Genomic DNA, 25042 nt, shown 5'->3' on the forward strand with positions numbered 1-25042 from the left:
CTTCGGATGAATTGAAAACACCAGCCTCGGCTGGTGTTTTTTTATCTTCAAACTATCTAGAAACGAAACTGTAAACTAAACGAAGTGACGCTATCGGCTTTACTTAGGCCTGCCGGAACCTTGTCGTGGTATTGGCGAGACAAGTTCACTTTCAACGCAATCGAATCAGTAATGTGGTTGGTTAAAATGAGTTCCGTATCGGTTCTGATGTTACTTTCCCCTGCGACAAGAGTCAGTTCAGAGGAGATGGTTAAATTATCGAAAGTTGCCCAAACACCTTTTAAGTTACCACGAAATATGACTTCTTCGACTGTATTTGCAAATACAATATCCGTACTTGATATCTCATCTAGGTTGGGTTTTTGGTAACGAAAACCGGGTCCTATTTCAAGTTCTAATAGCAATATGTCGGTATTCATCAATTGGTAACCCATGCCACCAGATAGCGTGTAGTCTTTGAAATAGGCGCTGTATTTCGAATCAACACCGTTAAAGTTTGCGTATAGATAGGCTTTTGAAGCTAACTTATAGTCACTTTGCAGCGAATAGCTTGCCTGCCGCTTATTTTCTTTCCCATTTTTATCAAGGCGATACAATTTCCACTCACCATTGGTTCGATGGCGACCTGTTATGTATTCTGTCTTGACTCGTGAATTCAATGACTCTGAATCAGTATTACCTGAGTGGGCTTGATAACCCAGTTCGACTTGGCTATTCCAAGGAGAAGGAACTTCGATTTCCGTATCGTTTTTAAGATCCTCATTAGCATAGGCTGCACTCATAGCGAACAGACTAAAACTAAGAAACCAAATTTTAGACACGAAGCACCCCTAAAGTGAATAAAAATAGTGGGCGAAATAGTAGGTGTAGAGCGGTTCTGTTTGGTCAGCATGAGGTTAATTCTCTACGAGATAAACACAAAGTTTCGTTTACATAATTACAAATGATCTATTCTGGCTATAATGGACGGTCATTAGATAGTATTGAGCGAAGTCATGGCTGCACCACGAACAGATCAACGTAATCGTAAACCGTTTGACGCACAAGTCGACGCAATTAAAGTTCCTCCACACTCGATCGAAGCTGAGCAATCAGTGATTGGGGGCTTGCTATTGGATAACGAACGTTGGGATACGGTGGCTGAGCGTGTGGTCAGCAAAGACTTCTATAGCCGTGCACATCGCCTAATTTTTGATGCAGCCAAATCGATTTTGGAAGCCAGTAAGCCGCTCGATCTTATTACGCTATCTGAGTATCTCGAGCGTCGCGAACAGCTGGAAGATGTCGGCGGTTTTGCCTATTTAGCGGATTTGGCGAAAAATACGCCCAGTGCGGCTAACATTAATGCTTATGCCGAAATCGTAGCGGAACGAGCGTTGGTGCGTAACCTTATCGGTATTGCCAACGAGATTGCGGATGCAGGTTATGATCCGCAAGGGCGCAGTTCAGAAGATTTGCTCGATCTGGCTGAAAGTAAAGTGTTCGCCATTGCTGAGGAGCGTACCAGTGAAAATGAAGGCCCGCAGAATGTTGATTCGATTTTAGAAAGAACGTTAGAGCGTATTGAACTGCTGTATAAAACACCACAAGATGGCGTCACGGGCGTGAATACGGGGTTTGCTGATCTCAATAAGAAAACGGCCGGTTTACAAGGTTCTGATTTGATCATTGTGGCTGCTCGCCCTTCTATGGGTAAAACGACGTTTGCCATGAACTTGTGTGAAAACGCGGCCATGGAGCAAGAAAAACCGGTTCTTATCTTCTCTCTTGAGATGCCTGCTGAACAAATCATGATGCGTATGTTGGCATCGCTTTCTCGCGTTGATCAAACCAAAATTCGTACTGGGCAGCTGGATGATGAGGATTGGGCACGAATTTCATCTACCATGGGTATTCTCATGGAAAAGAAAAATATGTACATAGATGATAGCTCAGGCCTAACGCCTACCGAGGTTCGTTCTAGAGCTCGTCGTATTGCGCGCGAGCATGGCGGCTTGTCGCTCATCATGGTCGACTACTTGCAGTTGATGCGAGTTCCTTCGCAATCGGATAACCGTACTTTAGAAATTGCGGAGATCTCTCGCTCGTTAAAAGCACTGGCTAAAGAATTGAATGTACCCGTGGTGGCTTTATCGCAGCTTAACCGTTCGTTGGAGCAGCGCGCCGATAAACGTCCAGTCAACTCCGACTTGCGTGAATCCGGTTCGATAGAACAAGATGCCGATTTGATCATGTTCATCTATCGCGACGAGGTGTATCACCCTGATAGTTCGTTAAAGGGTATCGCAGAGATTATTATAGGTAAGCAACGTAACGGTCCGATTGGTTCTGTACGGTTGACCTTCCAAGGGCAGTATTCTCGTTTTGACAACTATGCAGGCCCTGCATTTGACGATGAGTAATTTGATGAGCTATATGAAAGCGGCAACCGCCTGCATCGATCTCGATGCGTTGAAGCACAACTTACAGCGAGTAAAACAGCAGGCCCCAAACAGTAAAATTATGGCGGTGGTCAAAGCAAATGGCTATGGTCATGGGCTTCGGCATGTCGCGAAACATGCACTGGGCGCGGATGCATTTGGCGTGGCGCGCATTGAAGAAGCGCTGCAACTGAGAGCGAGCGGTGTGGTAAAACCTATCTTGTTGCTTGAAGGTTTTTATTCTCCGATGGATCTTGCTGTATTGGTGACCAATAACATTCAAACCGTGGTTCACTGTGAAGAGCAGTTACTCGCCTTAGAGCAAGCTCAATTGGATGTTCCAGTCAATGTTTGGTTGAAAATCGATAGCGGAATGCATCGTTTAGGTGTGCGCCCAGAGCAATACCCCGATTTTTTAGAACGTTTGCAAGCGTGTAAAAACGTAGTGAAGCCATTGCGTTATATGAGCCATTTTGGTTGTGCCGATGAGCTCGATAAATCAACCACTTCTGAGCAAATTGAGCTATTTTTAGCAATGACAAAAGGTCATGAGGGAGAACGCTCTCTAGCCGCATCCGCCGGTTTATTAGCTTGGCAGCACAGCCAGTTAGAGTGGGTTCGCCCAGGTATTATTATGTATGGCGTTTCTCCTTTTGATGATAACTCGGCGCAAGCGCTGGGCTATCAACCGGTAATGACATTAAAATCACACTTGATCGCAGTGCGTGATGTTAAAGCGGGAGAGAGTGTCGGCTACGGTGCCACTTGGACAAGCTTGCGTGACACTAAGGTTGGTGTTATCGCAATTGGCTATGGCGATGGCTATCCTCGTACTGCACCCAATGGAACTCCGGTTGTTGTCAATGGGCGTAAAGTGCCGATTGCAGGGCGAGTTTCAATGGATATGCTTACGGTCGATCTCGGTCCGCAAGCCTGCGACAAGGTGGGCGATGAGGTTATTTTATGGGGAAAAGAGCTGCCCGTGGAAGAAGTGGCCTCTCACATTGGCACTATTGCTTACGAGTTAGTGACGAAACTCACTTCTCGTGTTGAGATGTCGTACCTATAAAGTTGAGTGTGGAGCCATGGGTTTACCTGACTTAACTCAATATGAGAGCGGGTAAGCTGCGTCATAATGGCGCTCACAAAACGAATAACGACGTGTTGCCTTCCAAATATAGGCAGCCGATATCATTTTCTTTTTTACTCAATCGGGGATTCCATCATTTTGAAACAGAGTTTAGGAATGATAGGAATAAAACCTACTGTCACATCGGGATAGATACCATGTTGAAAAATATCAATCCAACGCAAACCAACGCTTGGAAAGCACTGACTGCGCATTTTGAATTAGCGCAAGATATGGACCTTAAATCACTTTTTGCACAAGATGCACAACGTTTCGATAAATTCTCGACTCGTTTTGGTTCAGATATTCTTGTTGATTACTCAAAAAATTTGATCAACGAAGAGACCTTACAACATTTACAAGCACTGGCGAATGAGACTGAACTAAAGTCAGCCATCGACGCTATGCTGCAAGGCTGCGCGATCAACCAAACTGAAGGCCGTGCCGTACTGCACACAGCGTTACGCAATCGCAGTAACACACCGGTTATTGTTGATGGTGAAGATGTGATGCCAGCCGTGAATGCGGTACTTGAGAAGATGAAAGCGTTTTCTGAACGAGTAATTTCCGGCGAGTGGAAAGGCTACACAGGTAAAGCGATTACCGATATTGTCAATATTGGCATCGGTGGCTCAGACCTTGGCCCATACATGGTCACAGAAGCACTTGCACCGTATAAGAATCATCTCAATCTTCATTTCGTTTCTAACGTTGATGGAACACACATCGTTGAAACGTTGAAAAAAGTCAATCCAGAAACCACGCTATTTTTAGTGGCTTCAAAGACGTTTACTACCCAAGAAACTATGACCAATGCACACACGGCTCGTGATTGGTTCTTAGCGGAAGCAGGCGATGAAACTCATGTTGCAAAACACTTTGCGGCGCTGTCGACTAATGCGAAATCAGTCGCTGAGTTTGGTATTGATACAGACAACATGTTCGAATTTTGGGATTGGGTCGGTGGACGCTACTCACTATGGTCAGCGATTGGTCTATCCATTGTATTGGCTGTAGGCTATGACAATTTTGTGGAACTGCTGTCTGGCGCGCATGAGATGGATCAACATTTTGTGGCGACACCTTTTGAGCAAAATATTCCTGTGATCCTAGCCTTGATTGGTATTTGGTATAACAACTTCCACGGCGCCGAATCAGAAGCGATTCTGCCTTATGACCAATACTTACATCGCTTTGCCGCTTATTTCCAACAGGGCAATATGGAATCAAACGGTAAATACGTGGATCGTAACGGTCAAGCGGTAACTTACCAAACGGGTCCAATCATTTGGGGTGAGCCCGGTACTAATGGTCAACACGCCTTTTATCAATTGATCCACCAGGGAACAAAATTGATCCCGTGTGATTTTATTGCGCCAGCGCTCAGCCATAACCCAGCGGGTGATCATCACCAAAAATTGATGTCGAACTTTTTTGCTCAAACAGAAGCGTTAGCGTTTGGAAAAACGCAGCAAACCGTTGAAGCTGAGCTAAAAGCGGCGGGTAAATCAGCACAAGAAATGGCGGCAATCGCACCATTTAAAGTGTTTGAAGGGAACCGCCCAACCAACTCAATCTTAGTTAAGCAGATCACGCCACGCACTTTGGGCAACCTGATTGCGATGTACGAGCATAAAATTTTCGTACAGGGTGTTATTTGGAATATCTTCAGTTTCGATCAATGGGGCGTTGAGCTTGGCAAGCAGTTAGCAAACCAAATTCTGCCTGAGTTAGCCGACGATGCTCAAGTGAGTTCACACGACAGCTCAACCAATGGTTTGATTAACGCGTTTAAAATATTTAAAGCGTAATGCGTCAAAACCTTACTTGGATGTGAGTAAGGTTTTATCTAAATAAAAAAGGTTGATACTTAATGGTATCAACCTTTTTTTCTTTAATGAAAGAGCTTACTCGAAACAGATTTCGATAAAAGCGTTACCCCATTGAGAGGTAAACGGCATGATAATAATTGCACCTTCGCATTTATGACGAATCGTGTGGCCTTTTCCTGAGACAACAACCGGAGTTGCCATATCAAAGTCAAAACCACTCTCGGCAAGAATACGCTTAGCTCCGCCTGTCACCATGTTGGTGATTTCGCCGACCATATCTGTCACTTCTTCATTGAGACCGTTGGGGCGTTCACCTAACATATTCTGCATGATTTCCAATGCTAAACTTTCATCAAAAGTAATAGACATTGAACCACGGCTTTGACTACCAACCATACCAATCAAGCCAGAGACATCACCACGGGCGATCTCATCTTTCTTTACACGAGGTTTCTGTGGCTTCAGCTCTAATGAAGCCATCGTTTTTAACACGTTCATTAAAGAAGCTAAAAACGGGTTTACAAATTCAGCGCGCATAACCTTCTTCTACTGTTTTTATACTTTCAGACTTGAGGAACACGTTTGGCAAACACCGTGGGATTCAATAACGTGATTAACGATGTTAAAACCGTGTTTCTCAGCGTTGCTTGCTAGCAAGGCTATCAGACTATCATCTTGAAGTTCAATAACATTACCGCATTCGTCACAGATTAATAGGTGTGAAAAATGCTTATTAGCATTACAAGAGCAACATGAAATAAAGCTATTTGTTGACTCCACTCTATGAATAAAGCCTTGTTCTAACAAAAAGTCCAGAGCACGATACACAGTCGGTGGTTTCGCTTGGGGCTCGCTTTGCTTTAAATCTTCAAGTAATTCATAAGCACTGGACGATTTTTTGCTTGAACAAATCAGTTCAAACACTCTCTTTCGTTGAGAAGTTAGTCGTACTCCTCTCGCTGCGCATAGTTCTTCTATTTGTTTCGTTAGCTTGTGGTCCAAATTCATCACCATAACCATTGGACTTTAATAATAATATACTATTTCCAGATTAATAGCCTTGTAGCCTACAACATTTTCTGGAGTTAGTTAGCGATGTGATCGTTGTTTGCAACGAAAATAGCACTTAAATTACCTTATATCGATGCAAAACGATACAGAAGAAGAACTGTTGGCGCTATAAACTCGAAGCGATTACAATGCCAAACTTTGTTTTTGGCTGTAAGTTTAGCCATTGAAACTGACTGAATTGGGATATTTAAATCATGACTCACCCTTGTAGGCTATCAGTAGCACCCATGCTCGATTGGACAGATCGCCACTGCCGATACTTTCATCGCTTGCTGTCCTCGCAAACGTTACTGTATACCGAGATGGTCACGACAGGCGCGATCATTCATGGTAAAGGGGACTTCTTGGCTTACAACGAGGAGGAACACCCAGTAGCGTTGCAATTGGGTGGTTCGAATCCTCAAGACCTTGCTCATTGTGCCAAACTTGCCCAGCAGTACGGGTACGATGAAATCAACCTCAATGTAGGTTGTCCGTCCGATCGCGTCCAGAATGGTCGTTTTGGTGCTTGTTTAATGGCTGAGCCGCAACTGGTGGCGGATTGCGTTGCAGCGATGAAATCAGTCGTTGATATTCCGGTAACCGTGAAGACGCGCATTGGTATTGATGACATGGATTCTTATGAATTTTTGACTGATTTTATTTCATTGGTATCAGAGAAAGGGGGCTGCGAACAGTTTACTATTCATGCGCGTAAGGCGTGGCTTAGTGGTTTGAGCCCAAAAGAGAACCGTGAAATACCGCCGTTAGATTACTCACGGGCATATCAGCTGAAAAAAGATTTCCCACGTTTAGTCATTGCTGTGAATGGCGGTGTCAAAACCTTAGCTGAAGTCAGTGAGCATTTACAGCATCTTGATGGTGTAATGATTGGCCGAGAAGCTTATCAAAGCCCTTATTTGTTGGCGGAAGTGGATCAGACCATTTTTGGCATGGATACTCCGATTAAAAAACGTTCTCAAATTATTGAAGAGATGTTTCCTTATATTGAACGTCAATTAGCTCAGGGGTCTTACCTTGGCCACATTACCCGCCATATGTTAGGTATGTTCCAAAATATGCCAGGTGCTCGTCAATGGCGACGTTATATCAGTGAGAATGCGCATAAGCCCGGTGCGGGAATTGAAGTCGTGCAAGCGGCATTGGCAAAAATTCCGAAAGAGTTGAATGTGTAAAAATTACCAACTTAAGTGGTGATTTTTACCAATAATAGCAAGGCTAAATGACTCGGTGTTATTTGGCTTTTTTATTGAAATAAATATTGCTTTTCAAGCTCTTGATTGGCCAAAAAACGGTGATTTTTTAGTCTTGACTTGAAATAAGGTGTGGTAAAGCCAAGTTGGCTCGATATCTGCTAGTGGTAAGGGAAACGGAGGAAAACATCATGTTTGAACTTATTTTCTTATTGGTTTTTATTGCAACTTTATTGGCGACAGGCATCACTTTGGTGACTGTGCTTATTGCGACGGTCATGGGCTTTATCGTATTGGCATTACTAGGCATGATTGGAGTGATGTTTAAGCTACTACCTTGGATCATTGTGATTGTTTTGGGGGTCTGGTTCTTCCGTCATGTGGTGTACACCCCTCGCTAATGTGACAGTCAACGAAATGTTAACTCATTTCAGGAATATGCTATTATCAAGTTCAATTAAGAAGATGCATTAGTAGTGAATAAATTGGGAGCAATAGGGATGAATAAACCAACTTGGGTAGCGTTGGTCAGTGTGGCAATGATGATGTCAACCGCATCGGTTCAGGCCGAATCATTTTATCGTGGAGAGGTCGGCGCTGATATGTGGTGGGGCAGCACTAAAATCGACAATACTCGTCGTGATGATGTGAAGGTGCCTTCAATCCACGTTGCTTTTGAGCATCAGCTACCTTATTTACCCAATGCGAGTATTCGTTATACCACGCTTGAGGCGGATTATGCGTCCTTTGATAAGTACGACTATACTTTGTATTACAATCTGTTAGAGCGACAGTTAATGTCGTTCGATGCGGGTGTTACATTCACTCAATATAGCGGTTCTCAATATCAAGCACCAGATAGCTTGAAATACAGTTTCGATAAGACGACTTTTAACTGGTATGCCTATGCCACAATTAAAGTTCCCAATACTCAAGTTGATGTGATTGGGCAGTTTGATTTTGGTGATAGTGGTGGAATTAAAAGCGCAGATGTACTAGCGGGTTTGCAGTATTCCATACCTATTCGTACCGGCAATGTCGCATTGCGTGGCGGCTATCGTGTGATTGATCTTGAATTCACCGAACTTGACCCAAAGACGAAAAACTCATTTGTCTTTGTTGATGGTTGGTTCTTGGGAGCTGAATTTCAATTTTAAGTATCGATTCGATACTTACGCGCTAAATGCATTTCCATAAAACGCTACCTCTACAAGGTGGCGTTTTTTATAACTGACAATTATATTATTGCGCAATTTCTTAGCAGAATAAGCAAAATGTACCATGCTTAATTTACGAGTCAATAATGTGGAAATGGTGTGGTGATGACAATTACCGAGTTAAGGGACTTGTATCGTGAGAACAAGCTTATCGAAGCCATTATTGAACCTTCTTTCCAAGAAGGGCATTGGATAGTCGAGTTTCGGCATTGCCGTGGTGGGTTCGTGCTATTAACCGATTCTCAGGGTGACGAATGCCAGTATACCGATCTGGATCTTGCGTCTAAATCGGCTATGGAGGTGGGTTTTAAGCAAGTTCGAGTCGAGTCTAAATGAGAGAATTAAGCGTAATGCCTACTTCCAAAAAGTTATAAAACATACTTATCTATTCTTTCTTGTTATTAAAGAGAGTGGTTAATCTATTGTCACGCAATGAATAGGGAAGTCGTGACCATGTCTTCAGGAAATACCATACCCCAAGAGCTAGCCAGTTTAGCTAGCCCACTCAATGACGCGCAACTGAACGGATTGCAGCGTACTATTTCAGAACTTTCGCCGCAGCAGCTTGCTTGGGTTAGCGGATATTTTTGGGGCCTCAGTCAGTCTCAAGCATCAAGCATTTCTACTTTCAGCTCACAAGCAGCCACTTTAGTATCAACGGAGCCTGCGACTCAATTAACCATTATTTTCGCTTCTCAAACAGGCAATGCAAAAGGCCTTGCTGAAGGATTGGAAAGAGAAGCTCAGGCTGCCGGTATCGCTGTTCAATTATTCGATGCGAGTGATTACAAAGGCAAAGATCTTGCTAAAGAAACGCATGTTATTTTTGTTGCATCGACCAATGGCGAGGGCGAAGCCCCTGATAATGCATTAGCGCTGCATGAATTTTTACAATCCAAGAAAGCGCCGAAATTACCTCACTTGCAATATGGTGTGATTGGCTTAGGTGACTCCAGTTATGAATTTTTCTGCCAAACGGGTAAAGATTTTGATGCATTTTTAGAGCAGCTTGGTGCCAAACGTTTTATTGAACGAGTGGATTGCGACGTTGATTACGAACACCAAGCCGCCGAGTGGAAAGCCAAGGCATTAGCAGTGGTAAAAGAAGCCTTTGCCATTACGGCTGCACAAGTTGTGCAATTACCCGTGAGTCAAACCACGAGTCCTCTATCTCAATACAGTAAGCAAAATCCTTACAGTGCGACCTTACTGACGAGTCAAAAAATTACTGGGCGAGATTCAGGAAAAGAGGTGCGCCACATTGAAATTGACTTGGGTGAGTCAGGTATAACTTATCAGTCTGGGGATGCACTTGGAGTATGGTATGAAAACGATACAGAGTTGGTCAATGCCGTGTTATCTGCGACTGGGCTATCGGGTGTCGAAAGTGTTGAGGTCGATGGCGAAAGTTTATCCATCCATAGTGCTTTAATGCATAAATATGAAATTACGGCTGCAAATCCTCAGATGATGACCAAGTTTGCTGAGTTATCTGGTTGTGCGAAACTGCTTGAGCTGGTGGAGGACAAAGAGAAGCTCAGATTGTATGCGAGCCGTCATCAAGTGATTGATGTACTGCGAGAGAAGCAAACTAAACTGACGGCCCAAGCGCTACTCTCTTTATTACGTCGTTTAACGCCGCGTCTTTATTCTATCGCATCAAGTCAAAGCGAAGTTGAAGATGAAGTGCATCTTACCGTCAGCATTGTTCAGTATACACACCAAGATGAGCACCGTTTTGGGGGGGCGTCCAGTTACCTTGGTCAGCGCTTAGAAGAGGGCGATAAGGTAAAGGTTTTCATTGAACACAATAATAATTTCAAACTACCGCAAGATGATAACGTGCCTATTATCATGATTGGTCCTGGCACCGGAATTGCGCCATTTCGTAGCTTTATTCAAGAGCGTGATAATCGTGAAGCAAAAGGAAAAAACTGGCTGTTTTTTGGTGATCGTACATTTACTCAAGATTTTCTCTATCAAGTTGAGTGGCAAAAATATCTGAAATCCGGTGTGCTGAGTCGTCTAGATGTGGCGTTTAGTCGTGATCAGCATGAGAAAATCTACGTTCAGCATCGATTACTTGAACAATCCGAACTGGTCTGGCAATGGATTCAAAACGGTGCGTATCTTTATGTCTGTGGTGATGCAACGCACATGGCGAAAGATGTGCATGATGCACTAATTGTTATTGCACAGCAGCAAGGTGGGTTATCACGTGAACAGGCAGAGACATATATCAACGATCTGCGCAAAGCAAAACGTTATCAAAGGGATGTGTACTAATGAGCACCAAACAACAATCTAATCATCAAGAAGTATTAGGACAAGAGCTAGGCCCATTGTCAGATAACGAGCGCTTGAAACGTGAAAGTCACTTTTTACGTGGGACGATCGAGCAAGATCTGCAAGATCACATCACAGGTGGCTTTACTGCTGACAACTTTCAACTGATTCGCTTTCATGGCATGTATCAACAAGACGATCGCGATATTCGTAACGAACGTGCAAAACAAAAGTTAGAACCTCTGCACAATGTGATGTTACGTGCGCGCATGCCTGGCGGGATCATCACACCGAAACAATGGCTAGCGATAGATAAATTTGCAACTGAGCACAGCCTATATGGCAGCATTCGTTTAACCACTCGCCAAACATTTCAGTTTCATGGGGTATTGAAGCCTAACATTAAATTGATGCATCAAACGTTGAACAGCATTGGTATTGATTCGATTGCCACAGCGGGTGATGTGAACCGTAACGTACTGTGTACGTCCAATCCTGTGGAGTCTGAACTGCATCAGGAAGCTTACGAATGGGCGAAGAAGATTTCGGAACATCTGTTACCTAAAACGCGCGCTTATGCCGAAATTTGGTTGGACGGTGAAAAACTAGAAACTACAGATGAAGAGCCGATTTTAGGTAATAACTACTTACCGCGTAAGTTCAAAACGACAGTGGTTATTCCGCCCCAAAACGATGTGGATGTGCATGCCAACGATTTAAACTTTGTTGCGATTGCCGAACAAGGTCGGTTAGTTGGTTTTAATGTGCTGGTGGGTGGCGGCCTAGCTATGACGCACGGTGATACTTCTACTTACCCGCGTCGTGCTGATGATTTCGGATTTATTCCTTTGGATAAAACCTTAGAAGTCGCCGCCGCTGTGGTTACGACTCAGCGTGATTGGGGAAACCGGTCTAATCGTAAAAATGCAAAAACTAAATACACACTCGATAGAGTGGGCGTCGATGTGTTCAAAGCCGAAGTTGAAAAGCGTGCTGGTATTGAGTTTGCGGTCAGCCGCCCTTACGAGCTCACAGAACGTGGTGATCGGATTGGGTGGATTGAAGGTATCGATGGTAAGCATCATTTAGCACTTTTCATCGAAAATGGTCGTTTACTCGATTTCCCTGATAAACCGCTAAAGAGTGGTGTGGCAGAAATTGCTAAAATCCACCAAGGTGATTTTCGTATGACGGCCAATCAAAACCTCATCGTAGCGGGAGTACCAGCTGTACAAAAAGCCACGATTGAGCAGATTGCGCGTCAGCATGGTTTGATCAATGACAATGTGAGTGAGCAACGTAAAAATTCGATGGCGTGTGTCTCTTTCCCTACATGCCCATTAGCTATGGCTGAGGCGGAACGTTTTCTCCCTCAATTTGTAACGGATGTAGAGACGATCCTACAAAAACATGCGTTACCTAAAGAAGAAAACATTATCTTACGTGTCACAGGTTGTCCGAACGGATGTGGCCGAGCGATGTTGGCTGAAATTGGTTTAGTTGGTAAAGCTCCCGGCCGCTACAACCTACATCTTGGCGGCAATAGAGCGGGCACTCGTGTGCCTAAAATGTATAAAGAAAACATTACCGATAAACAGATCCTAGAAGAAATTGACCATCTAGTCGGCCGCTGGGCGCTAGAGCGTCAATCCAATGAGGGTTTTGGCGATTTCACCATTCGCACCGGCATTATAGAAGAGGTGATCATCTCTAAGAGAGATTTCTATGCTTGAAGTATCAGTAGTTCCTAAATTATCCGAGTTATTGGCGCTAACTAAAGTAGAGCAAACGTTACGCCTTGCCCCATTAAATGCTTATCTCGAAACCTTAACAGCGCAGCAGCGAGTGATGTGGGCGATTGAGAATCTAGAAGGAACCCATGCGCTTTCTTCTAGCTTTGGCATTCAAGCCGCATTGATGCTGCATCTGGTTTCTAGTGTAAAAAGCGATATACCAGTGGTATTGACGGATACTGGCTATTTGTTTCCTGAAACCTATCAATTTATTGACCAGCTCACGGATCACCTGAATCTCAATCTGCATATCTTCAGCGCTACAATAAGTCCATCATGGCAGGAGGCGCGTTACGGTAAACTTTGGGAACAAGGCGTTACTGGCATTGAACAATACAATCACCTTAATAAAGTAGAACCAATGCGAAGAGCGTTAGATGAACTAGATATTGGTACTTGGTTTTCTGGCCTACGCCGAGAGCAATCACAATCGCGGGCGACATTACCTATTTTAGCGATTCAAAATGGTGTGTTTAAATTCCTACCTGTGATTGATTGGACAAATAAAGATGTACATTATTATCTGCAAGAAAATCACCTGCCGTATCATCCATTGTGGGAGCAAGGTTACCTTTCAGTTGGTGACACTCATACCACTCGTAAATGGGAACCGGGAATGAATGAAGAAGAAACGCGTTTCTTCGGCTTAAAAAGAGAGTGTGGTCTTCATGAAGAGAATAACTAAGGAGATGATGCAGGTATTTAATCTTCTATATAGTGTAAAAAAGAAATGAGTGAAACGGAAAAAGCGTCTGAAGGCGCTTTTTCTACGTTTGAAAAGATAAAAATTACAGCTAATGTGTATAACTCTGTGGGTAACATGTTTATTTGATCTTAGTAAAATTGAATAAATAAGGCTTTGAGCAGTAATTTGGTGATTAAGCGTTATTTTTGCAATTTTCACAAAATAACGCTTGCCAACGTGACGGCGATCTCTATAATGCGACCTCACTGACACGGCACAGCCAGTAAGGGTTCAAACCCAACTAGCCAGCCAATCAGTAGGTCAAATCGGTAAGACGAAATAATGTAAAAAAGTGTTTGACACTCACAATTATCTCGCTAGAATGACCGCCTTCTTCAAAGGAAGCCTCGGCAACCTGGCGAAGAACGCTCTTTAACAATATAAACCTATCAATCTGTGTGGGCACTCGTTGATGATAATCGAAAAAGATTTATCAATGAACTGAGTGACCTGAACTAGCAATAGTTCGAATGCTTTTTGATTTCACTTTTTCTTAAAAAGTGAAGACCAAGAAGCGGCACAGTCAATTCATTGTTGTTCTGTTGGAACAACAATAGCTTTAAAATTACTTTTTTACTTTCGAGTAAGAGCAGTTTTGAAGTCAGTATTCATTGAGCCGGTCTTAGGACCAACAAAACTTTAATTGAAGAGTTTGATCATGGCTCAGATTGAACGCTGGCGGCAGGCCTAACACATGCAAGTCGAGCGGCAGCACAGAGGAACTTGTTCCTTGGGTGGCGAGCGGCGGACGGGTGAGTAATGCCTAGGAAATTGCCCTGATGTGGGGGATAACCATTGGAAACGATGGCTAATACCGCATGATGCCTACGGGCCAAAGAGGGGGACCTTCGGGCCTCTCGCGTCAGGATATGCCTAGGTGGGATTAGCTAGTTGGTGAGGTAATGGCTCACCAAGGCGACGATCCCTAGCTGGTCTGAGAGGATGATCAGCCACACTGGAACTGAGACACGGTCCAGACTCCTACGGGAGGCAGCAGTGGGGAATATTGCACAATGGGCGCAAGCCTGATGCAGCCATGCCGCGTGTATGAAGAAGGCCTTCGGGTTGTAAAGTACTTTCAGTCGTGAGGAAGGTGGTGTTGTTAATAGCAGCATCATTTGACGTTAGCGACAGAAGAAGCACCGGCTAACTCCGTGCCAGCAGCCGCGGTAATACGGAGGGTGCGAGCGTTAATCGGAATTACTGGGCGTAAAGCGCATGCAGGTGGTGGATTAAGTCAGATGTGAAAGCCCGGGGCTCAACCTCGGAACCGCATTTGAAACTGGTTCACTAGAGTACTGTAGAGGGGGGTAGAATTTCAGGTGTAGCGGTGAAATGCGTAGAGATCTGAAGGAATACCGGTGGCGAAGGCGGCCCCCTGGACAGATACTGACACTCAGATGCGAAAGCGTGGGGAGCAAACAGGATTAGATACCCTGGTAGTCCACGCCGTAAACGATGTCTACTTGGAGGTTGTGGCCTTGAGCCGTGGCTTTCGGAGCTAACGCGTTAAGTAGACCGCCTGGGGAGTACGGTCGCAAGATTAAAACTCAAATGAATTGACGGGGGCCCGCACAAGCGGTGGAGCATGTGGTTTAATTCGATGCAACGCGAAGAACCTTACCTACTCTTGACATCTACAGAATCCTGCGGAGACGCGGGAGTGCCTTCGGGAACTGTAAGACAGGTGCTGCATGGCTGTCGTCAGCTCGTGTTGTGAAATGTTGGGTTAAGTCCCGCAACGAGCGCAACCCTTATCCTTGTTTGCCAGCACGTAATGGTGGGAACTCCAGGGAGACTGCCGGTGATAAACCGGAGGAAGGTGGGGACGACGTCAAGTCATCATGGCCCTTACGAGTAGGGCTACACACGTGCTACAATGGCGCATACAGAGGGCAGCAAGCTAGCGATAGTGAGCGAATCCCAAAAAGTGCGTCGTAGTCCGGATTGGAGTCTGCAACTCGACTCCATGAAGTCGGAATCGCTAGTAATCGTAGATCAGAATGCTACGGTGAATACGTTCCCGGGCCTTGTACACACCGCCCGTCACACCATGGGAGTGGGCTGCACCAGAAGTGGTTAGTTTAACCGCACTTTCTTCGGAGAGAGTGGAGGACGATCACCACGGTGTGGTTCATGACTGGGGTGAAGTCGTAACAAGGTAGCGCTAGGGGAACCTGGCGCTGGATCACCTCCTTATACGAAGATTACACTGATGAGTGTCCACACAGATTGATGGTTTATACAGTTTAAGAGATGAGGATGTTGCCAAACATTCTTACTTAGTGTCCCGTTCGTCTAGAGGCCTAGGACACCGCCCTTTCACGGCGGTAACAGGGGTTCGACTCCCCTACGGGATACCACTTCCGTTGTGAAGTAAAGGGGTCGTTAGCTCAGTTGGTAGAGCAGTTGACTTTTAATCAATTGGTCGCAGGTTCGAATCCTGCACGACCCACCATTTCTTCCACAAGAAATGTCAAAAAACATGTGGGCGATTAGCTCAGTTGGGAGAGCACCTGCCTTACAAGCAGGGGGTCACTGGTTCGAACCCGGTATCGCCCACCACTCTCTAAGAATTTTTGGATGCACATTGCCAAACCAGATTAAGTAATTGAACTGGTCGGTCTGTTTGACTCTGAAAGTCATTAGAAAGTGATTTGTTCCGTTAGGAATACCACTCGCTCTTTAACAATTTGGAAAGCTGACTGATAACAACGAACGTGTTTGTTGTTATCAAATAAAAGTTCTCAACATCAATGCGTTTAACGTATTGATACCAAACACATTCAAGTGTTCTTGGGAAAGCTTACTTCGGTAAGTTTTCAAAATTGAGTCCGGCAAAATCAAACGTCTCTCGCTCATTCAAATAATGAGAGACAACCTTGGTGACTTGTCTGCAACACGAAACTTCTTCGGGTTGTATGGTTAAGTGACTAAGCGTACACGGTGGATGCCTTGGCAGTCAGAGGCGATGAAGGACGTAGTAACTTGCGATAAGCGTAGATTAGGCAGTAACAGCCACTTGAGTCTACGATTTCCGAATGGGGAAACCCACGTGCATAAGCACGTATCCTTACCTGAATACATAGGGTAAGGAGGCAAACCGGGGGAACTGAAACATCTAAGTACCCCGAGGAGAAGAAATCAACAGAGATTCCGAAAGTAGCGGCGAGCGAAATTGGACTAGCCCTTAAGCTTTTAATGATGCAGGTGAAGCCTCTGGAAAGTGGCGCAATAAAGGGTGATAGCCCCGTAACTGTTCCATCATTATAAGTGAAATCGAGTAAGGCGGGACACGTGTTATCCTGTCTGAACATGGGGGGACCATCCTCCAAGGCTAAATACTACTGACTGACCGATAGTGAACCAGTACCGTGAGGGAAAGGCGAAAAGAACCCCTGTGAGGGGAGTGAAATAGAACCTGAAACCGTGTACGTACAAGCAGTAGGAGCAGGCATTGTCCTGTGACTGCGTACCTTTTGTATAATGGGTCAGCGACTTATATTCAGTGGCAAGGTTAACCGAATAGGGGAGCCGTAGGGAAACCGAGTCTTAACTGGGCGCTTCAGTCTCTGGATATAGACCCGAAACCGGGTGATCTAGCCATGGGCAGGTTGAAGGTTGAGTAACATCAACTGGAGGACCGAACCGACTAATGTTGAAAAATTAGCGGATGACTTGTGGCTAGGGGTGAAAGGCCAATCAAACTCGGAGATAGCTGGTTCTCCCCGAAAGCTATTTAGGTAGCGCCTCGGACGAATACTACTGGGGGTAGAGCACTGTTAAGGCTAGGGGGTCATCCCGACTTACCAACCCTTTGCAAACTCCGAATACCAGTAAGTACTATCCGGGAGACACACGGCGGGTGCTAACGTCCGTCGTGGAGAGGGAAACAACCCAGACCGCCAGCTAAGGTCCCAAATTACTACTAAGTGGGAAACGATGTGGGAAGGCTCAGACAGCCAGGATGTTGGCTTAGAAGCAGCCATCATTTAAAGAAAGCGTAATAGCTCACTGGTCGAGTCGGCCTGCGCGGAAGATGTAACGGGGCTAAGTAGTAAACCGAAGCTGCGGCAATACAGTTTACTGTATTGGGTAGGGGAGCGTTCTGTAAGCCGTTGAAGGTGTGTTGTAAAGCATGCTGGAGGTATCAGAAGTGCGAATGCTGACATGAGTAACGATAAGGGGGGTGAAAAACCTCCCCGCCGGAAGACCAAGGGTTCCTGTCCAACGTTAATCGGGGCAGGGTAAGTCGACCCCTAAGGCGAGGCTGAAAAGCGTAGTCGATGGGAAACGGGTTAATATTCCCGTACTGCTTATAATTGCGATGGGGGGACGGAGAAGGCTAGGTGGGCCAGGCGACGGTTGTCCTGGTTCAAGTGCGTAGGCTAAGAGACTAGGTAAATCCGGTTTCTTGTTAGGCTGAGACACGACGTCGAGCTGCTACGGCAGTGAAGTCATTGATGCCCTGCTTCCAGGAAAAGCCTCTAAGCTTCAGATTATAAGCAATCGTACCCCAAACCGACACAGGTGGTCGGGTAGAGAATACCAAGGCGCTTGAGAGAACTCGGGTGAAGGAACTAGGCAAAATGGTACCGTAACTTCGGGAGAAGGTACGCTCTTATTGGTGAAGTCCCTTGCGGATGGAGCTGACGAGAGTCGCAGATACCAGGTGGCTGCAACTGTTTATTAAAAACACAGCACTGTGCAAAATCGCAAGATGACGTATACGGTGTGACGCCTGCCCGGTGCCGGAAGGTTAATTGATGGGGTTAGACTTAGGTCGAAGCTCTTGATCGAAGCCCCGGTAAACGGCGGCCGTAACTATAACGGTCCTAAGGTAGCGAAATTCCTTGTCGGGTAAGTTCCGACCTGCACGAATGGCGTAATGATGGCCACGCTGTCTCCACCCGAGACTCAGTGAAATTGAAATCGCTGTGAAGATGCAGTGTACCCGCGGCTAGACGGAAAGACCCCGTGAACCTTTACTACAGCTTGGCACTGAACATTGAACCTACATGTGTAGGATAGGTGGGAGACTTAGAAGCGCAGTCGCTAGATTGCGTGGAGTCGACCTTGAAATACCACCCTTGTCGTTTTGATGTTCTAACGTAGGCCCCTCATCGGGGTTGCGGACAGTGCCTGGTGGGTAGTTTGACTGGGGCGGTCTCCTCCCAAAGAGTAACGGAGGAGCACGAAGGTGGGCTAATCACGGTTGGACATCGTGAGGTTAGTGCAATGGCATAAGCCCGCTTAACTGCGAGAATGACGGTTCGAGCAGGTACGAAAGTAGGTCATAGTGATCCGGTGGTTCTGAATGGAAGGGCCATCGCTCAACGGATAAAAGGTACTCCGGGGATAACAGGCTGATACCGCCCAAGAGTTCATATCGACGGCGGTGTTTGGCACCTCGATGTCGGCTCATCACATCCTGGGGCTGAAGTCGGTCCCAAGGGTATGGCTGTTCGCCATTTAAAGTGGTACGCGAGCTGGGTTTAGAACGTCGTGAGACAGTTCGGTCCCTATCTGCCGTGGGCGTTGGAAGATTGAAGGGGGCTGCTCCTAGTACGAGAGGACCGGAGTGGACGAACCGCTGGTGTTCGGGTTGTCATGCCAATGGCATTGCCCGGTAGCTAAGTTCGGAATTGATAAGCGCTGAAAGCATCTAAGCGCGAAGCGAGCCCTGAGATGAGTCTTCCCTGGCACTTTAAGTGTCCTAAAGGGTTGTTCGAGACTAGAACGTTGATAGGTTGGGTGTGTAAGCGCTGCGAGGCGTTGAGCTAACCAATACTAATTGCCCGTGAGGCTTAACCATACAACACCGAAGGGGTTTTGTGGACTCAATGAAAGAACATTGAATGTGTGAATGAGAATGAAGCAGCTTTCCGAATTAAGAAATTTGCTTGGCGACCATAGCGTTGTGGACCCACCTGACTCCATGCCGAACTCAGAAGTGAAACACAACAGCGCCGATGGTAGTGTGGGGTCTCCCCATGTGAGAGTAGGACATCGCCAGGCTTAAATTCCGACTGGTCTCAATGAGACGAGTCACCATAATATTCTCATGAAAACGTGAGAGTTTTATGTTGACTTTCGAAGCGGAAAGCGTATTATACGCGTCCTGCTTAAGTGTTAACGCACTGAAAGCAAAGCTCTTTAACAATATAAACCTATCAATCTGTGTGGGCACTCGTTGATGATAATCGAAAAAGATTTATCAATGAACTGAGTGACCTGAACTAGCAATAGTTCGAATGCTTTTTGATTTCACTTTTTCTTAAAAAGTGAAGACCAAGAAGCGGCACAGTCAATTCATTGTTGTTCTGTTGGAACAACAATAGCTTTAAAATTACTTATTTACTTTCGAGTAAGAGCAGTTTTGAAGTCAGTATTCATTGAGCCGGTCTTAGGACCAACAAAACTTTAATTGAAGAGTTTGATCATGGCTCAGATTGAACGCTGGCGGCAGGCCTAACACATGCAAGTCGAGCGGCAGCACAGAGGAACTTGTTCCTTGGGTGGCGAGCGGCGGACGGGTGAGTAATGCCTAGGAAATTGCCCTGATGTGGGGGATAACCATTGGAAACGATGGCTAATACCGCATGATGCCTACGGGCCAAAGAGGGGGACCTTCGGGCCTCTCGCGTCAGGATATGCCTAGGTGGGATTAGCTAGTTGGTGAGGTAATGGCTCACCAAGGCGACGATCCCTAGCTGGTCTGAGAGGATGATCAGCCACACTGGAACTGAGACACGGTCCAGACTCCTACGGGAGGCAGCAGTGGGGAATATTGCACAATGGGCGCAAGCCTGATGCAGCCATGCCGCGTGTATGAAGAAGGCCTTCGGGTTGTAAAGTACTTTCAGTCGTGAGGAAGGTGGTGTTGTTAATAGCAGCATCATTTGACGTTAGCGACAGAAGAAGCACCGGCTAACTCCGTGCCAGCAGCCGCGGTAATACGGAGGGTGCGAGCGTTAATCGGAATTACTGGGCGTAAAGCGCATGCAGGTGGTGGATTAAGTCAGATGTGAAAGCCCGGGGCTCAACCTCGGAACCGCATTTGAAACTGGTTCACTAGAGTACTGTAGAGGGGGGTAGAATTTCAGGTGTAGCGGTGAAATGCGTAGAGATCTGAAGGAATACCGGTGGCGAAGGCGGCCCCCTGGACAGATACTGACACTCAGATGCGAAAGCGTGGGGAGCAAACAGGATTAGATACCCTGGTAGTCCACGCCGTAAACGATGTCTACTTGGAGGTTGTGGCCTTGAGCCGTGGCTTTCGGAGCTAACGCGTTAAGTAGACCGCCTGGGGAGTACGGTCGCAAGATTAAAACTCAAATGAATTGACGGGGGCCCGCACAAGCGGTGGAGCATGTGGTTTAATTCGATGCAACGCGAAGAACCTTACCTACTCTTGACATCTACAGAATCCTGCGGAGACGCGGGAGTGCCTTCGGGAACTGTAAGACAGGTGCTGCATGGCTGTCGTCAGCTCGTGTTGTGAAATGTTGGGTTAAGTCCCGCAACGAGCGCAACCCTTATCCTTGTTTGCCAGCACGTAATGGTGGGAACTCCAGGGAGACTGCCGGTGATAAACCGGAGGAAGGTGGGGACGACGTCAAGTCATCATGGCCCTTACGAGTAGGGCTACACACGTGCTACAATGGCGCATACAGAGGGCAGCAAGCTAGCGATAGTGAGCGAATCCCAAAAAGTGCGTCGTAGTCCGGATTGGAGTCTGCAACTCGACTCCATGAAGTCGGAATCGCTAGTAATCGTAGATCAGAATGCTACGGTGAATACGTTCCCGGGCCTTGTACACACCGCCCGTCACACCATGGGAGTGGGCTGCACCAGAAGTGGTTAGTTTAACCGCACTTTCTTCGGAGAGAGTGGAGGACGATCACCACGGTGTGGTTCATGACTGGGGTGAAGTCGTAACAAGGTAGCGCTAGGGGAACCTGGCGCTGGATCACCTCCTTATACGAAGATTACACTGATGAGTGTCCACACAGATTGATGGTTTATACAGTTTAAGATGCAATACGGGGCTATAGCTCAGCTGGGAGAGCGCTTGCATGGCATGCAAGAGGTCTGCGGTTCGATCCCGCATAGCTCCACCATCTTTAAGCGCACTAGCAATAGTGTTTTTAAAAATGGTTTTCATTAGAAAATCGTGCTCTTTAACAATTTGGAAAGCTGACTGATAACAACGAACGTGTTTGTTGTTATCAAATAAAAGTTCTCAACATCAATGCGTTTAACGTATTGATACCAAACACATTCAAGTGTTCTTGGGAAAGCTTACTTCGGTAAGTTTTCAAAATTGAGTCCGGCAAAATCAAACGTCTCTCGCTCATTCAAATAATGAGAGACAACCTTGGTGACTTGTCTGCAACACGAAACTTCTTCGGGTTGTATGGTTAAGTGACTAAGCGTACACGGTGGATGCCTTGGCAGTCAGAGGCGATGAAGGACGTAGTAACTTGCGATAAGCGTAGATTAGGCAGTAACAGCCACTTGAGTCTACGATTTCCGAATGGGGAAACCCACGTGCATAAGCACGTATCCTTACCTGAATACATAGGGTAAGGAGGCAAACCGGGGGAACTGAAACATCTAAGTACCCCGAGGAGAAGAAATCAACAGAGATTCCGAAAGTAGCGGCGAGCGAAATTGGACTAGCCCTTAAGCTTTTAATGATGCAGGTGAAGCCTCTGGAAAGTGGCGCAATAAAGGGTGATAGCCCCGTAACTGTTCCATCATTATAAGTGAAATCGAGTAAGGCGGGACACGTGTTATCCTGTCTGAACATGGGGGGACCATCCTCCAAGGCTAAATACTACTGACTGACCGATAGTGAACCAGTACCGTGAGGGAAAGGCGAAAAGAACCCCTGTGAGGGGAGTGAAATAGAACCTGAAACCGTGTACGTACAAGCAGTAGGAGCAGGCATTGTCCTGTGACTGCGTACCTTTTGTATAATGGGTCAGCGACTTATATTCAGTGGCAAGGTTAACCGAATAGGGGAGCCGTAGGGAAACCGAGTCTTAACTGGGCGCTTTAGTCTCTGGATATAGACCCGAAACCGGGTGATCTAGCCATGGGCAGGTTGAAGGTTGAGTAACATCAACTGGAGGACCGAACCGACTAATGTTGAAAAATTAGCGGATGACTTGTGGCTAGGGGTGAAAGGCCAATCAAACTCGGAGATAGCTGGTTCTCCCCGAAAGCTATTTAGGTAGCGCCTCGGACGAATACTACTGGGGGTAGAGCACTGTTAAGGCTAGGGGGTCATCCCGACTTACCAACCCTTTGCAAACTCCGAATACCAGTAAGTACTATCCGGGAGACACACGGCGGGTGCTAACGTCCGTCGTGGAGAGGGAAACAACCCAGACCGCCAGCTAAGGTCCCAAATTACTACTAAGTGGGAAACGATGTGGGAAGGCTCAGACAGCCAGGATGTTGGCTTAGAAGCAGCCATCATTTAAAGAAAGCGTAATAGCTCACTGGTCGAGTCGGCCTGCGCGGAAGATGTAACGGGGCTAAGTAGTAAACCGAAGCTGCGGCAATACAGTTTACTGTATTGGGTAGGGGAGCGTTCTGTAAGCCGTTGAAGGTGTGTTGTAAAGCATGCTGGAGGTATCAGAAGTGCGAATGCTGACATGAGTAACGATAAGGGGGGTGAAAAACCTCCCCGCCGGAAGACCAAGGGTTCCTGTCCAACGTTAATCGGGGCAGGGTAAGTCGACCCCTAAGGCGAGGCTGAAAAGCGTAGTCGATGGGAAACGGGTTAATATTCCCGTACTGCTTATAATTGCGATGGGGGGACGGAGAAGGCTAGGTGGGCCAGGCGACGGTTGTCCTGGTTCAAGTGCGTAGGCTAAGAGACTAGGTAAATCCGGTTTCTTGTTAGGTTGAGACACGACGTCGAGCTGCTACGGCAGTGAAGTCATTGATGCCCTGCTTCCAGGAAAAGCCTCTAAGCTTCAGATTATAAGCAATCGTACCCCAAACCGACACAGGTGGTCGGGTAGAGAATACCAAGGCGCTTGAGAGAACTCGGGTGAAGGAACTAGGCAAAATGGTACCGTAACTTCGGGAGAAGGTACGCTCTTATTGGTGAAGTCCCTTGCGGATGGAGCTGACGAGAGTCGCAGATACCAGGTGGCTGCAACTGTTTATTAAAAACACAGCACTGTGCAAAATCGCAAGATGACGTATACGGTGTGACGCCTGCCCGGTGCCGGAAGGTTAATTGATGGGGTTAGACTTAGGTCGAAGCTCTTGATCGAAGCCCCGGTAAACGGCGGCCGTAACTATAACGGTCCTAAGGTAGCGAAATTCCTTGTCGGGTAAGTTCCGACCTGCACGAATGGCGTAATGATGGCCACGCTGTCTCCACCCGAGACTCAGTGAAATTGAAATCGCTGTGAAGATGCAGTGTACCCGCGGCTAGACGGAAAGACCCCGTGAACCTTTACTACAGCTTGGCACTGAACATTGAACCTACATGTGTAGGATAGGTGGGAGACTTAGAAGCGCAGTCGCTAGATTGCGTGGAGTCGACCTTGAAATACCACCCTTGTCGTTTTGATGTTCTAACGTAGGCCCCTCATCGGGGTTGCGGACAGTGCCTGGTGGGTAGTTTGACTGGGGCGGTCTCCTCCCAAAGAGTAACGGAGGAGCACGAAGGTGGGCTAATCACGGTTGGACATCGTGAGGTTAGTGCAATGGCATAAGCCCGCTTAACTGCGAGAATGACGGTTCGAGCAGGTACGAAAGTAGGTCATAGTGATCCGGTGGTTCTGAATGGAAGGGCCATCGCTCAACGGATAAAAGGTACTCCGGGGATAACAGGCTGATACCGCCCAAGAGTTCATATCGACGGCGGTGTTTGGCACCTCGATGTCGGCTCATCACATCCTGGGGCTGAAGTCGGTCCCAAGGGTATGGCTGTTCGCCATTTAAAGTGGTACGCGAGCTGGGTTTAGAACGTCGTGAGACAGTTCGGTCCCTATCTGCCGTGGGCGTTGGAAGATTGAAGGGGGCTGCTCCTAGTACGAGAGGACCGGAGTGGACGAACCGCTGGTGTTCGGGTTGTCATGCCAATGGCATTGCCCGGTAGCTAAGTTCGGAATTGATAAGCGCTGAAAGCATCTAAGCGCGAAGCGAGCCCTGAGATGAGTCTTCCCTGGCACTTTAAGTGTCCTAAAGGGTTGTTCGAGACTAGAACGTTGATAGGTTGGGTGTGTAAGCGCTGCGAGGCGTTGAGCTAACCAATACTAATTGCCCGTGAGGCTTAACCATACAACACCGAAGGGGTTTTGTGGGCTCAATTTAAGAACATTGA

General features: G+C 46.5%; 13 protein-coding genes, 4 tRNA genes and 5 rRNA genes. 19 read left to right on the forward strand and 3 right to left on the reverse strand.

The window, feature by feature from the left end:
* Positions 1-56 precede the first annotated feature (56 nt).
* A complete protein-coding gene (locus CCZ37_RS01285; RefSeq protein ID WP_010318981.1) occupies positions 57-821 on the reverse strand; it encodes a DUF481 domain-containing protein in 765 nt (254 codons plus the stop codon).
* Positions 822-995: 174 nt separating this feature from the next.
* On the opposite strand from CCZ37_RS01285, the gene CCZ37_RS01290 reads away from it, so the two are divergent.
* The 3 genes from CCZ37_RS01290 (at position 996) to pgi (ending at position 5360) form a co-directional block, all read left to right on the forward strand.
* On the forward strand, positions 996-2402 hold the full coding sequence (locus tag CCZ37_RS01290; protein ID WP_094499556.1) for a replicative DNA helicase: 1407 nt from the start codon (positions 996-998) through the stop codon (positions 2400-2402).
* Positions 2403-2415: 13 nt separating this feature from the next.
* Entirely contained in the window at positions 2416-3489 is a 1074-nt protein-coding gene (gene alr, locus CCZ37_RS01295; RefSeq protein WP_208613937.1) for an alanine racemase, read from the forward strand.
* A 218-nt stretch (positions 3490-3707) separates the two neighbouring features.
* Entirely contained in the window at positions 3708-5360 is a 1653-nt protein-coding gene (gene pgi / locus CCZ37_RS01300; RefSeq protein ID WP_094499558.1) for a glucose-6-phosphate isomerase, read from the forward strand.
* Between the two features lie 96 nt (positions 5361-5456).
* Here pgi and CCZ37_RS01305 read toward each other — a convergent pair whose 3' ends face one another.
* Positions 5457-5918 carry a chemotaxis protein CheX gene (locus tag CCZ37_RS01305; protein WP_017043302.1) on the reverse strand — a complete coding sequence of 154 codons (462 nt, stop codon included), beginning with the start codon at positions 5916-5918 and terminating at the stop codon, positions 5457-5459.
* A gap of 18 nt (positions 5919-5936) precedes the next feature.
* A complete protein-coding gene (gene zur / locus CCZ37_RS01310; RefSeq protein ID WP_029626954.1) occupies positions 5937-6395 on the reverse strand; it encodes a zinc uptake transcriptional repressor Zur in 459 nt (152 codons plus the stop codon).
* A 251-nt stretch (positions 6396-6646) separates the two neighbouring features.
* On the opposite strand from zur, the gene dusA reads away from it, so the two are divergent.
* The 16 genes from dusA (at position 6647) to CCZ37_RS01400 (ending at position 24999) form a co-directional block, all read left to right on the forward strand.
* Complete coding sequence (dusA, locus tag CCZ37_RS01315) at positions 6647-7627, forward strand: tRNA dihydrouridine(20/20a) synthase DusA (RefSeq protein ID WP_094499559.1); 981 nt, start codon at positions 6647-6649, stop codon at positions 7625-7627.
* A gap of 209 nt (positions 7628-7836) precedes the next feature.
* Positions 7837-8046 (forward strand): envelope stress response protein PspG, encoded by a 210-nt coding sequence (pspG, locus tag CCZ37_RS01320; protein WP_010318900.1) that lies wholly within the window; start codon positions 7837-7839, stop codon positions 8044-8046.
* 99 nt (positions 8047-8145) lie between these two features.
* Positions 8146-8802 (forward strand): TIGR04219 family outer membrane beta-barrel protein, encoded by a 657-nt coding sequence (locus CCZ37_RS01325; protein ID WP_010318901.1) that lies wholly within the window; start codon positions 8146-8148, stop codon positions 8800-8802.
* A 165-nt stretch (positions 8803-8967) separates the two neighbouring features.
* On the forward strand, positions 8968-9198 hold the full coding sequence (locus CCZ37_RS01330) for a hypothetical protein (protein WP_038149123.1): 231 nt from the start codon (positions 8968-8970) through the stop codon (positions 9196-9198).
* Positions 9199-9294: 96 nt separating this feature from the next.
* A complete protein-coding gene (locus CCZ37_RS01335) occupies positions 9295-11148 on the forward strand; it encodes an assimilatory sulfite reductase (NADPH) flavoprotein subunit (protein ID WP_094499560.1) in 1854 nt (617 codons plus the stop codon).
* The gene (gene cysI, locus CCZ37_RS01340) at positions 11148-12881 is read left to right on the forward strand and encodes an assimilatory sulfite reductase (NADPH) hemoprotein subunit (RefSeq protein WP_094499561.1); all 1734 of its coding nucleotides are present in this window, start codon (positions 11148-11150) and stop codon (positions 12879-12881) included. The genes CCZ37_RS01335 and cysI overlap by 1 nt, the downstream gene beginning before the upstream one ends.
* Positions 12874-13626, forward strand: a complete 753-nt coding sequence (locus CCZ37_RS01345) for a phosphoadenylyl-sulfate reductase (RefSeq protein WP_010318902.1) — start codon at positions 12874-12876, stop codon at positions 13624-13626. The genes cysI and CCZ37_RS01345 overlap by 8 nt, the downstream gene beginning before the upstream one ends.
* Before the next feature lie 700 nt (positions 13627-14326).
* Positions 14327-15885 (forward strand): 16S ribosomal RNA (locus tag CCZ37_RS01355).
* A gap of 88 nt (positions 15886-15973) precedes the next feature.
* Positions 15974-16049 (forward strand) — tRNA-Glu (locus CCZ37_RS01360).
* 19 nt (positions 16050-16068) lie between these two features.
* Positions 16069-16144: transfer RNA gene (locus CCZ37_RS01365), tRNA-Lys, on the forward strand.
* A gap of 31 nt (positions 16145-16175) precedes the next feature.
* Positions 16176-16251 (forward strand) — tRNA-Val (locus CCZ37_RS01370).
* Positions 16252-16609: 358 nt separating this feature from the next.
* A 23S ribosomal RNA gene (locus CCZ37_RS01375) occupies positions 16610-19501 on the forward strand.
* 87 nt (positions 19502-19588) lie between these two features.
* Positions 19589-19704, forward strand: a 5S ribosomal RNA gene (gene rrf / locus CCZ37_RS01380).
* Positions 19705-20110: 406 nt separating this feature from the next.
* Positions 20111-21669, forward strand: a 16S ribosomal RNA gene (locus CCZ37_RS01390).
* Positions 21670-21733: 64 nt separating this feature from the next.
* Positions 21734-21809: transfer RNA gene (locus CCZ37_RS01395), tRNA-Ala, on the forward strand.
* A gap of 298 nt (positions 21810-22107) precedes the next feature.
* Positions 22108-24999: ribosomal RNA gene (locus CCZ37_RS01400) — 23S ribosomal RNA — on the forward strand.
* The 16S, 23S and 5S rRNA genes sit together here with 4 tRNA genes alongside, the layout of an rRNA operon.
* The last annotated feature ends 43 nt before the right edge of the window (positions 25000-25042 follow it).

The organism is Vibrio qinghaiensis, from assembly GCF_002257545.1.
GTDB lineage: Bacteria > Pseudomonadota > Gammaproteobacteria > Enterobacterales > Vibrionaceae > Vibrio > Vibrio ordalii.